Raw genomic sequence first — 6,636 nt, forward strand, 5'->3', positions numbered from 1 at the left:
CGACGCGGAGCGTTCACGGCACCGTCGCGGAACAGTACGGCTGACGAACATCTTTACGGGATCGGGGGCGCGGCCTAGGCTCGCGCCCCATGACCTCACAGCGTCGCAAGGGAGCACGGAGAGGCCTGGCCCGCCTCGTCGCGGTGTGTCTGCTGGCCGTCGGACTCGTGGGAACGGGACCGGCGGCCGCCGAGACCCCGACGACCACCGGCGGCCCGGTCGTCGTCCCCGTCCAGACGACCGGCCCCGCGGACCGCCGGTTCAACCTCGTGTTCATGGGCGACGGCTACACGGCCGCGGAGATGCCGGCCTTCCGGGCCGACCTGGAACGGCATCTGAACACGCTGTGGAGCATCGAGCCGTTCGCCTCGTACCGCTCGTACGTCAACGTGTGGGCCGTGGAGGCCCCTTCGGCCGAGTCCGGCGTGGACTGCGACCCGGGCCTGACGGCCCCCATGCGCGACACCGTGCTCGACATGGGCTTCTGGGGCGGCTGCAACCCGGGCAGCGTGCAGCGGCTGCTCACCGTCGACAGCGCGAAGGCCGGCGCGCTCGCCGACCTCGTCCCGGGCACGAGTCGCGCCAACCGGCAGATCGTCGCCCTCGCCCACAGCTCCACCTACGGCGGGGCGGGCGGGAGTTACGCCACGGCCTCCGGAGGCAACGCGCTCTCCTCCCTCATCACCCCGCACGAGATAGGCCATTCGCTCGGCGGCCTCCAGGACGAGTACGACTACTACGGACGCGGAGTGCCGGGCGGGACGTACTCCGGCCCCGAGCCGAGCTCCACCCATCACACCCTCCTGACAGAGGATCAGATGCGGTCCCAGCAGGCCAAGTGGTGGCGCTGGCTCGGCGAGAAGAGCGAGTCCGGCGGGGTCATCGGCCGCCACGAGGGCGGCCTGTACACCACGAAGGGCGTCTGGCGGCCGAGTCGTCACTCCCTGATGAAGACCCTCGGCTACGCCTTCGACCAGGTGGAGCGCGAGGTGATGGTCCGCGCCATCTCCGCGAAGGTCGACCTGATCCAGGACCACACACCCGACGCCGAGCCGATCGGCGGGGACCGGACCGTGTGGGTGGACACCCTGCACCCGGTCGGCGGTGAACTCGCCGTGACCTGGCGCCTGGACGGGCGCGAGCTCACGACCCGCGGCGCGCGCACGGTCGACCTCCGGAGGATGGACCTCTCCGCCGGCACGCACACGCTCACGGCGACGGTCACCGACCCGACGCCCTTCGTCCGCGACCCGGCGGTCCGCGCCTCGACGGCGCTCACCCGCACGGTCGACTGGACGGTGGACACCTCCCTCACCACCCGGAGGACGCCCGTGGACGCCGCGTTCACCGGGCACACCCCCATCGGCGACCCGGTCGGCGCGCGGACGGTCGTCCACGCGGACACCACACACCCGGCGGACCGCACCCCGGCCGTGCACTGGCGTCTGGACGGCCGGCCGGTCCACCCGACCACCCGCAACGACCGTGACCTGAACCTGGGTTCGCTCCGCATGACACCCGGGACGCACACGCTGACGGCCCGCATCCCGGGCACGGACGAGGAGTTGAGCTGGACGGTGGACGCCCGCGCGGCCACGTCCTCGTACGAACTGTCCACGCCGCTGCGCACCGTGCGGCGCCCCGGGCTCCCCGTCGAGTACGTCTACGACGGCCCGTTCACGATGCGGCTGACCGCGCGGGACGACCGGGACGGCGCCGTCGTGAGCCAGTTCCGGGTCGACGGCGACGGCTGGTACACGTACTACGGCTGGCCGACGGACGCCGACGCGCCCTTCCGCTTCACGCCGAGCGGCACGGTCATCGACGACCTCGTGTACGGGAAACTGGGCCGGAGCCGGGCGGTGCCGTGGGACGACGCCACCCCGGACTACGGGACGCACACGGTCGAGTACCGCACGATCGACGCCGCCGGCAACGTGAGCCCGGCGCGGAGCTTCCGGGTGACGCTGGTCGCCCCCTAAGCGGCGACCGTCGGATCAGGCGCTGCACACAGGTGAAGGCCCGCGGACCTCGGTCCGCGGGCCTTCGTGCCGCACTGTTCAGGGATCTCGTCAGGGCTTGCGGGCCACGGCGGCCCACCCCGGGATCGGGTCGTCGCCCTGGACCGGGACGGGCTCGCCCAGCTCCGGGTGCCACTCGGCGGTGAGCGAGACGCCCGGGTCGACGAACTCCAGGCCCTCGAAGAACGCGGCCAGCTCGTCGCGCGAGCGCGGCCGCAGGGTCAGCCCGCGCGCCTTGTACATGGCGCTCGCCTTCGCCGCGCCCTCGGGGTCGAAGTCCCCGGTGACATGGGAGAGGACGAGGTAGCTGCCCGGCGCGAGCTTCTCGACGATCTTGGCGACCAGGTCGTAGGCACCGTCCTCGTCCCCGACGAAATGCAGCAGGGCGAGCATCGACAGCGCGATGGGCTGGTCGAAATCAAGGACCTTTCCGGCCCTTTCGAGGATGGTCTCGGGGTCACGGGCGTCCGCCTGGATGTACTCGGTGGCCCCTTCCGGGGTCGAGCGCAGCAGCGCGGCCGCGTGCGCGAGCACGATCGGGTCGTAGTCGCAGTAGACGATGCGGGACTCCGGCGCGGCCCCCTGCGCGATCTGGTGCAGGTTGGGCTCGGTCGGGATGCCCGTACCGACGTCCAGGTACTGGCGGACGCCGTGGGCGCTGAGCCAGCGGATGGCGCGGTGCATGAAGGCCCGGTTGACGCGGGCCATGTCCCGGCCCCGGGCGTCGACGGTGAGCAGCTGCTTCGCCATCGCCTCGTCGACCGGGTAGTTGTCCTTGCCGCCCAGGAACCAGTCGTACATGCGCGCCGGATGCGGCTTGCTGGTGTCGATCCGTACGGATGCGGGGTCCTGGGTCATCGGCTCTCCTGGTCGGGACGAACGGGTGGCACTTCAGCAAGAGTTACGCGACGGAACGGGCGGGGCGGAAGGGTCAGGTGAGCAGAAAGTCAGCCTGACCGGATTTGGCCCCCTGGATGAAAGCGGCGATCTCCCCGTGGGTGTAGATGAGCGCGGGTCCTTCAGGGTCTGCGGACTGTCGCACGGCGACTCTGCCGTCGGCCAGTTTCATGGCCTCCACGCAGTTGCCCCCGTTCCCGCCGCTCCAGGGCTTGTGCCAGCCATCGGCACCGAGCTCAGCGGCGGGCATGCCGTTGTATATGCGATCCATTCACAGCTCCTTGCGGAGGTCCCGGAGGATCTCCTTCGTGCGTTGTGCAGTCGCGGCCTGAGCCGCCATGCGGTCCATGACCTCCAGGTGGGATGCCACCTCGGGGCGCGCGTCGAGGTAGACCGCGCCGGTCAGGTACTCGCTGTAGACCATGTCCGGGAGTTCGGGCATGGCGAAGCGGAAGAGGACGAACGGTCCGTAGGTGCCGGGGTGGTGGCCGGACGCGAACTCCGCGATCTGCAGGGTGACGTTCGGCAACTCGGACGCTTCGAGCAGCCGGTCGAGCTGGTCGCGCATCACTTCGGGCCCGTCACCGACCGGTCGGCGGAACACCGTCTCGTCCATGATCACCCAGAACTTCGGGGCGTCCTCCCTCGTCAGCAGGGACTGGCGCTCCATCCGTAGGGCTACATGACGCTCGGCGTCCTCGTCCTTGCCGGCATCGCTGCCGCCGACCGCCCCGCTGCGCAGAATGGCTCGGGCGTAGGCCTCGGTCTGCAGGAGACCGGGGACGAACTGGGGTTCGTAGGCCCGGATGAGGCTGGCCGCCCCTTCCAGGCTCACGTACATGGAGAACCAGCCGGGCAGCACGTCGTGGAACCGCTGCCACCAGCCGGGGAGGTTGGCCTCCTCCGTGAGGGCGACGAAGCCCTCCGCCTCGGCCTCCGTGATCCCGTACTCCTTCAGCAGGAGCTGGACGTACGGAACCTTCAGCGCGACCTCGGCCGTCTCCATGCGCCGGACGGTGGCCGGGGCCACCCGGAGGATCTTGGCCGCCTCTTCCCTCTTCAGGCCGGCCCGCTCGCGCAGATCCTGCAGCCGCCTGCCGAGAACAACCTGTCCCACCGTGGGGGCGGACCGCGGCTCGCTCACTCTCAGACCTCCCCGACGCACTGTTTCGACGAGTGTGCCACGAAGCAAGGCCGTAGAGAACACAGCACTCTGCAATTTTCAGAGTGCCACTTGCCAAGTGTCCGAGTCAGGAGGACAGTGTTCCGGTGAACCAGTACACGCTGCCGTCATGCGCCACCGCGCCATGGAGGCAGCGCCGTACGGCACTCCTGCCCACTGTTGTGAGGAACCGGTCGTGGCTTCTGGTAACGCGCAGCCTTCAGGTCTCATGAGCCCTCGAGTCATGGCCCAGCGCCCAGAACCCCGGACCGATACCGGCACCCCCGCCGACGGCGTACGCCGCTTCGCCTTCGAGCTCCCGGCCCTGACCGCGTCGGTCGCGCGGGCCCGCCGGCTCGCGGAGGAGCGGCTCATTCTCTGGGGCTGCGGCCCCGAGATACGTGACACCGTCGCCCTGGTCGTCTCCGAGCTCGTCACCAACGCCGTGGTCCACACCGCGAGCGGCCGGGTGATCTGCGAACTCCGCGAGGGCGAGGACACCTTGCGCATAGCGGTGCGGGACGAGGGCGGCGCGGCGGGACCGCGGATGCGCGACTGCGGCGAGGAGGAACGCGGCCGCGGACTCCTCATAGTCGACGCGCTGTGCACCGCCTGGGGCGCCGACCGCACCGGGCACGGCACGGCGCAGATCGTCTGGGCGGAGCTGGCCCACGGCATGGGGGAACCATGCTGAGGTCGATGGCCACCCTCTTGATCCCCCGCTCGGCCCGCAAGCCGCCGGAGAACCCCACCGTCCCGCGCCAGCGCGGCGCCGCGGACCCCAGGGGACCGCACGGCAGGACGCTCGGCTCCACCTCACCCGGCTCCGGCGCCCTCGACTCCGCAGAACTCGGCGCGACCCGCCTGGCCGTCCCCGTGGGCCTGCACACCGGCCTCGGCTTCGACGCCGTCGGCGTCCCCTCCCGCTTCGGCTTCAAGATCCTCTCCCGCCTCCCCGCCAAGGGCTGTGTCTACGCCGACACCGACTGGTGGTGGTGGCTCGTCCCGGCCGGCTCCGACCTGGACCTGACCTGGCCGCTGCCCGCCTGTTACGCGCCGGGCGCCGAGGTCCCGGACCGCGGCCCGCGACTCGTCCACCACCCCGACGGCACGTCCCCCTACACGCCGCCGATCCCCCTGTACCTGCTGGTCTGCCAGCTCACCGGCATCGCCCCGGCCTGGTCCAGGCCCCCGGCGCCCCCCGTGCGCAGTGCGCTCTGACACGTACGGGCAGTGACGGCATAGGCTCGGAACCATGTTCACCCCGCAGGGCCCCAGCCTCCGTGAGCTGACCGTCCAGGCCCTCTCCTCGGTCGAGCACGGTTACGACCTGCTCGCGAACAAGTTCGACGCGACCCCGTTCCGCACCTCCGACCGGCTCCTGAGCGCGGTGTCCGACGCCCTGGAGGAGCTCGGCCCCTTCGACTCGGGGCTCGACGTCTGCTGCGGCACCGGCGCCGGACTCGGCGTCCTCCGCTCCGTGTGCGCGGGCCGGATCACGGGCGTCGACTTCAGTACGGGCATGCTGACCCGGGCACGCGGCGCCCACCCCGCTGCGGCCCTGGTCCGCGCGGACGCCCTGGCCCTGCCGTTCGCCCCGGTCTTCGACCTCGCGGTCAGCTTCGGCGCCTTCGGCCACTTCGTCCCGGACGCCCAGCGCACGCTCTTCGCCCAGGTCCACGCCTCGCTCCGCCCGGGCGGCACCTTCGCCTTCCCCCTCCCGGCGCCGCCCCAGGTCGGCTCGCGCCTCTACTGGACACTGTGGGGCTTCGACGCCGCGATGCGCGTCCGGAACGCGCTGTGGCACCCGCGTTTCGTCATGTACTACCGCACGTTCCGCCTCGCGGACGTCCGCACCCGCCTGGAGGAGACAGGCTTCGAGGTCGCTCTGACCCCCCTCGAAGCCCTGGGCCACCGAGGCGACGGCAGCCCGCACTGCCGCCTGGTGGTGGCCCGAAAGCCCTAGCCGACGCACGACGGCCCCCCGCATGCCGGCCGTGCCGGGCCGTCGCCGTCGTCAGGCCCTCGGGTCAGGCCTTCTTGACCACGCTGGACTTGAGCTGCATGGCACCGAAGCCGTCGATACGGCAGTCGATGTCGTGGCCGTCGACACCGTCGACCAGCCGGATGTTGCGCACCTTCGTGCCGGCCTTGATGCCGGAGGGGTTGCCCTTGACCTTGAGGGCCTTGACGACGGTCACCGTGTCGCCGTCGTTGAGCACGTTGCCGACGGCGTCCTTGATCACGCGCTCGCCGCCCGCGTCCGTACCGCCACCGTCCGTCGCCCCGTCGACGGCCGGGACCCACTCGTGGCCGCACTCCGGGCAGACCACCAGGTTGTTCATCTCGTACGTGTACTCGCTGGAGCACTGGGGACAGGGAGGAAGGTTCTCGATCACTCCCCCAGGATAGGCGCCAACCGCCCGCCGTCCCGGCCGCCCACTCGCCCTGTGGAAAACGAGAAGTGCCGGTCGATACGAGATCGACCGGCACTTCTCTTCGGTGTCCGAGGGGGGACTTGAACCCCCACGCCCGATAAAGGGCACTAGCACCTCA

8 protein-coding genes are annotated in these 6,636 nt (G+C 71.0%); 4 read left to right on the top strand and 4 right to left on the bottom strand.

Annotation, left to right across the window (positions count from 1 at the left end):
* The first annotated feature begins 89 nt into the window (after positions 1 to 89).
* Positions 90 to 1,982 carry a M64 family metallopeptidase gene (locus ACZ6K0_RS40230; RefSeq protein WP_469235984.1) on the top strand — a complete coding sequence of 631 codons (1,893 nt, stop codon included), beginning with the start codon at positions 90 to 92 and terminating at the stop codon, positions 1,980 to 1,982.
* Between the two features lie 90 nt (positions 1,983 to 2,072).
* On the opposite strand, the gene ACZ6K0_RS40235 is transcribed toward ACZ6K0_RS40230, so the two are convergent.
* From ACZ6K0_RS40235 to ACZ6K0_RS40245, 3 genes are all read right to left on the bottom strand, one after another.
* The gene (locus ACZ6K0_RS40235; RefSeq protein ID WP_376408056.1) at positions 2,073 to 2,879 is read right to left on the bottom strand and encodes an SAM-dependent methyltransferase; all 807 of its coding nucleotides are present in this window, start codon (positions 2,877 to 2,879) and stop codon (positions 2,073 to 2,075) included.
* 73 nt (positions 2,880 to 2,952) lie between these two features.
* On the bottom strand, positions 2,953 to 3,189 hold the full coding sequence (locus ACZ6K0_RS40240) for a DUF397 domain-containing protein (protein WP_055640502.1): 237 nt from the start codon (positions 3,187 to 3,189) through the stop codon (positions 2,953 to 2,955).
* The gene (locus ACZ6K0_RS40245; protein WP_376408053.1) at positions 3,190 to 4,062 is read right to left on the bottom strand and encodes a helix-turn-helix domain-containing protein; all 873 of its coding nucleotides are present in this window, start codon (positions 4,060 to 4,062) and stop codon (positions 3,190 to 3,192) included.
* A 262-nt stretch (positions 4,063 to 4,324) separates the two neighbouring features.
* Between ACZ6K0_RS40245 and ACZ6K0_RS40250 the strand changes: the two genes are divergently transcribed.
* From ACZ6K0_RS40250 to ACZ6K0_RS40260, 3 genes are read left to right on the top strand one after another with little or no spacing between them, the layout of a single operon-like run.
* Positions 4,325 to 4,774 carry an ATP-binding protein gene (locus ACZ6K0_RS40250; protein WP_376408050.1) on the top strand — a complete coding sequence of 150 codons (450 nt, stop codon included), beginning with the start codon at positions 4,325 to 4,327 and terminating at the stop codon, positions 4,772 to 4,774.
* Positions 4,775 to 4,779: 5 nt separating this feature from the next.
* On the top strand, positions 4,780 to 5,301 hold the full coding sequence (locus tag ACZ6K0_RS40255; RefSeq protein WP_469235981.1) for a hypothetical protein: 522 nt from the start codon (positions 4,780 to 4,782) through the stop codon (positions 5,299 to 5,301).
* Positions 5,302 to 5,335: 34 nt separating this feature from the next.
* The gene (locus ACZ6K0_RS40260) at positions 5,336 to 6,046 is read left to right on the top strand and encodes a class I SAM-dependent methyltransferase (RefSeq protein WP_469235979.1); all 711 of its coding nucleotides are present in this window, start codon (positions 5,336 to 5,338) and stop codon (positions 6,044 to 6,046) included.
* Between the two features lie 64 nt (positions 6,047 to 6,110).
* Here ACZ6K0_RS40260 and ACZ6K0_RS40265 read toward each other — a convergent pair whose 3' ends face one another.
* Positions 6,111 to 6,479, bottom strand: coding sequence for a zinc ribbon domain-containing protein YjdM (locus ACZ6K0_RS40265; RefSeq protein WP_469235977.1), 369 nt, complete (start codon positions 6,477 to 6,479; stop codon positions 6,111 to 6,113).
* Positions 6,480 to 6,636: the final 157 nt, after the last annotated feature.

The organism is Streptomyces sp. NPDC042346, assembly GCF_055581845.1.